The 3,834-nt window shown below is 27.9% G+C and carries 4 protein-coding genes and 2 pseudogenes; 5 read left to right on the top strand and 1 reads right to left on the bottom strand.

The window, feature by feature from the left end; genetic code table 11:
• The 4 genes and pseudogenes from HMPREF2897_RS01510 to HMPREF2897_RS01500 all read left to right on the top strand — a co-directional run.
• Positions 1 to 428 (top strand): annotated as a pseudogene (locus tag HMPREF2897_RS01510) (transposase); the annotation flags it as partial.
• Positions 429 to 742: 314 nt separating this feature from the next.
• Positions 743 to 1,519, top strand: a complete 777-nt coding sequence (locus HMPREF2897_RS01505; protein WP_002499804.1) for a tandem-type lipoprotein — start codon at positions 743 to 745, stop codon at positions 1,517 to 1,519.
• A gap of 5 nt (positions 1,520 to 1,524) precedes the next feature.
• The gene (locus tag HMPREF2897_RS12940; RefSeq protein WP_002499803.1) at positions 1,525 to 1,692 is read left to right on the top strand and encodes a hypothetical protein; all 168 of its coding nucleotides are present in this window, start codon (positions 1,525 to 1,527) and stop codon (positions 1,690 to 1,692) included.
• Positions 1,670 to 2,170: pseudogene (locus HMPREF2897_RS01500) on the top strand (restriction endonuclease subunit S); the annotation flags it as partial. The gene HMPREF2897_RS12940 and the pseudogene HMPREF2897_RS01500, both read left to right, overlap by 23 nt.
• A 144-nt stretch (positions 2,171 to 2,314) precedes the next feature.
• On the opposite strand, the gene HMPREF2897_RS01495 reads toward HMPREF2897_RS01500, so the two are convergent.
• Entirely contained in the window at positions 2,315 to 3,397 is a 1,083-nt protein-coding gene (locus tag HMPREF2897_RS01495) for a YkvI family membrane protein (protein WP_080035762.1), read from the bottom strand.
• 223 nt (positions 3,398 to 3,620) lie between these two features.
• On the opposite strand from HMPREF2897_RS01495, the gene HMPREF2897_RS12050 reads away from it, so the two are divergent.
• Positions 3,621 to 3,834, top strand: a 214-nt coding sequence (locus HMPREF2897_RS12050; RefSeq protein WP_141751274.1) for a Csa1 family protein, incomplete at its 3' end; no start/stop codon positions are given.

The raw sequence follows: 3,834 nt of genomic DNA, 5'->3' as shown, positions 1-3,834 counted from the left end.
TAATGATGGACGAATTTAAAAGTGTTAAAAATGTTATAGGAAAAATGAGCTTTATTTATGCAGATGCTGTATCGCACCGCATCGTAGATGTGGTAGCGGATCGTAAGTTAAAATCGCTAAAAGATCATTTTTATCGCTATTCTTTGAAACTAAGACAAAAAGTCAAAACAGTAACGATTGATATGTATGAACCATATATGTCGCTAATCAAACAATTATTTCCTAACGCGAAGATTATTATTGATCGTTTTCATATTGTTCAATCTTTAAATCGAGCGTTAAATATGTTTAGAGTTCATGTAATGAATAGTTATAGAATCTCTAATAGACCGCTTTATAATAAATATAAAAGTTATTGGAAACTATTTCTTAAACCTTTTGAAACGCTAGAAGTATTTAATTATCATAAAGTCCATTTATTTAAAGAGTGAAAAACCGAAAAAGGCATTATAAATTACGAAATTAATTACGAATGAACTGATTTGTAAAATTGCTATTAGAAATAATTACTAAAAAAATCATAAAACAACTTAGAAGTAAAAATAATTAGGAACCACGTAGTTACACATAAAGATGACTATGTGGTTCTTATACTATATAAACATAATAATAGTATACAAAACCAAATTAAAATGAATGGCTGTTTATTGTTTGGTAATATTAAAGAGTGATAAGTAAAGTATTTAATATTTTGATTTATATCGCTTTTACAAATATACGATAAATAGAGAGATGTGAAAATATGAAACATTCAAGAAGATTAATAGTATTTGCAAGTTTCTTAATTTTAACGTTTTTTATTAGTGGATGTGGAAGTATGACAAAAGAAGGTAATAAAGAAGAAAAAATTAAAAAGAGTTTTGAAAAAACATTAGGTATGTATCCTATCAAAAACCTTGAGGACCTATACGATAAAGAAGGTTATCGAGATGAAGAATTTGATAAAGATGATAAAGGAACTTGGTTACTTTATTCTAGGATGAGTATACAACCGAAAGGAAAGACCTTAGAATCTAGGGGAATGGTAATAAAGATAAATAGAAATACGAAGAGTGCGAAGGGGGAATATGTAATTAATACATTTTCTTCTGATGAGAAAGGTGAAAATCAAGATACTGAAAAGAAATATCCAGTGAAAATGAAAAATAACAAGATTATTCCAACTGAAAAAATTGAGGACAGTAAAATAAGAGAAGAAATTGAAAAATTTAAATTTTTTGCACAGTATGCGGATTTTAAAGGGTTAAAAAACTATAAAAATGGAGATATATCATATAATCCCAATGTTCCTAGTTATTCAGCTGAGTATAATTTAGAAAATAATGATTATAATGTAAAACAATTAAGAAAAAAATATGATATTCCTACAAATAAAGCACCAAAATTAATATTAAAAGGTACTGGTGATTTGAAAGGGACATCTCTTGGTTATAAGGACGTAAAATACACTTTTGTTGAAAATCAAAAAGAGAATATACATTTTTCAGATAGTATAAAATTTATGCCTAGTGAGGATTGATATAAATGAATCAAAAAGATTATAAAATTAGCAGTCAAAATATTCAAGCTCACTCTGAAGAAACAAGTGCAATTTCCGTAATTATCTATGACATAGAAAATGCAAACGATTATCATTTAAACCGTGATGCAATACGTGAGCAAGACTCTTATAAAAGATATTTTTGTATTTGAAAATAATAGAAGAAAGCCTATAACTTCTTCGTTGAGAGAAAAGGGAAATTACCCATATTATGGTGCTATTGGAATAATTGATTATGTGAAAGATTATTTATTTGATAATGAAGAAAGATTATTGATAGGAGAGGATGGTGCTAAGTGGGGACAGTTTGAAACTAGTAGTTTTATTGCAAACGGTAAATATTGGGTGAATAATCATGCTCACGTAGTAAAAAGTAATAATCATAATTTATATTTTATGAATTATTATTTAAATTTCAAAGAACTAAGAACATTTGTAACGGGAAATGCTCCAGCTAAATTAACTCATGCAAATTTAAGTAGTATAAGTATTGAAATGCCTATTCGTAATGAACAAGATAAGATTAGTTACTTATTAAAAGATATTGAAAATAGAATTAATAATCAAAATACAAAAATACAATTGCTACAACAACGTAAAAAAGGGTTACTACAAAAGATGTTCGTTTGATACTGATAAAGTCCTATTTTGTCAATTGAAATTAGAAAAAATAAAAATTAGAGCCTCCTTCATCGTAAAGTGAAGGAGGCTTTAAATTTATAAATTTACTAAATTCTTCGACAGAAGATTAATTCGTTGTGCTTTCTAATATAGTCACATCAATTTTTTTTGAGTTGTTTTATTATATACCCAACGTATTAATAAAGCGATTGTAATGAATAAGCCGATGTAGCCTACAATTGGAAAGACAATATTAATTAAATCGGCGAATCCCACAAAGCTTAGTATAAATGCTAAAACTAACGAAGAAATTAATAATATAAAGTAACGTGGTGTACGAAAATCAGAAAAGCGAATTAAGAAAGGATAAATCATTCCTACACAACTATTAAAAATAACACCTACCATGACAGCTGACATAAGAACACCAAGCCAAGGATGAATATCTTTAGCCAATAATAATGTAGGTATATCGACACTGTTAGCTTTTTCAACATTCGCAAGTAAACCTGCAATCATAATCAGTAATAGTATACTAAATACGATACCTCCATAAGCTGCACCTCGTCTGGCAATCTTATGACTTTCTGCATCTCCACCTATAATAGTTAAAAAGCTGAAGCTATTTCCTATAATAATACCACCATATAAAATAGCGTCCCACCACCAGGCATGAGGAGTATTTGTTTTTGAAGGTTGAATATGCTGAGCTACCTCATTAAAAGGGACAGTAGGTTGAATAATATTAAATCCGGCAATAATAAACACAGCGATAACTAAAAAGGGTGTCACGATACCTAACACGCCAATGATTTTATTGAAATTTAAGAGTAGAATGAAAAACAATAATAAAACAATTATGAATGAACCTATCCATGTAGGAACATTAAATCCTTGTTGTAATGCGGATCCACCACCAGCAATCATAACGACAGTTAATCCAAATAAAAAGAAAACAATTAAATAATCAATAATGGTTCCTAATACTTTACCAAATAAGCTATGTAATGAAATATCGTATTGATTAGCATCTAAACGGTAACCTACTTTTGAAGTTTGACGTGTACCAAAGGTTACAATGATACCTGTAATAATTGCGGCTATATACGCATAATTTCCATGGTTTACAAAAAATTGTAATAACTCTTGGCCAGTAGTAAAACCAGCGCCTACAATGAAACTTAAGTAAGCAAGAGTAATTTTAATTGCGGTTTTGTTTTCTTTACTCACCAACATTCCTCCTTAAATAATACATACATATAGAATAACACAATTTTAAATTATCATTTTTAAATGTATAGTTATATATTAATTTGAATATAATATATAGAAAAATATATAAAATGAATGGGTGTTCATTGTTTGATAATATGAAAGAGAGATTTACATTATCACTCAATATTTATATGTAGATACCATGATTTAAAAAAAGAATTCAAAAACAGAGAGATGTGAATATATGAAATATTCGAAAAAGTTACTTTTATGCATCAGTTTTTTATTAATAACGATTTTTATTGGTGGATGTGGATTTATGAATAAAGACGACAGCAAAGAAAAAGAAATTAAAAAAAGTTTTAATAAGACGTTAAGTATGTATCCTATTAAAAACTTAGAAGATTTATACGATAAAGAAGGATATCGAGATGAAGAATTTGATAAGGATGATAAAG

The organism is Staphylococcus sp. HMSC065D05 (genome assembly GCF_001813195.1).
Taxonomy (GTDB): Bacteria; Bacillota; Bacilli; order Staphylococcales; family Staphylococcaceae; genus Staphylococcus; species Staphylococcus epidermidis.
The sequence above is the reverse complement of the archived record's forward strand: the minus strand, read 5'-3'. Positions and strand labels throughout refer to the sequence as shown.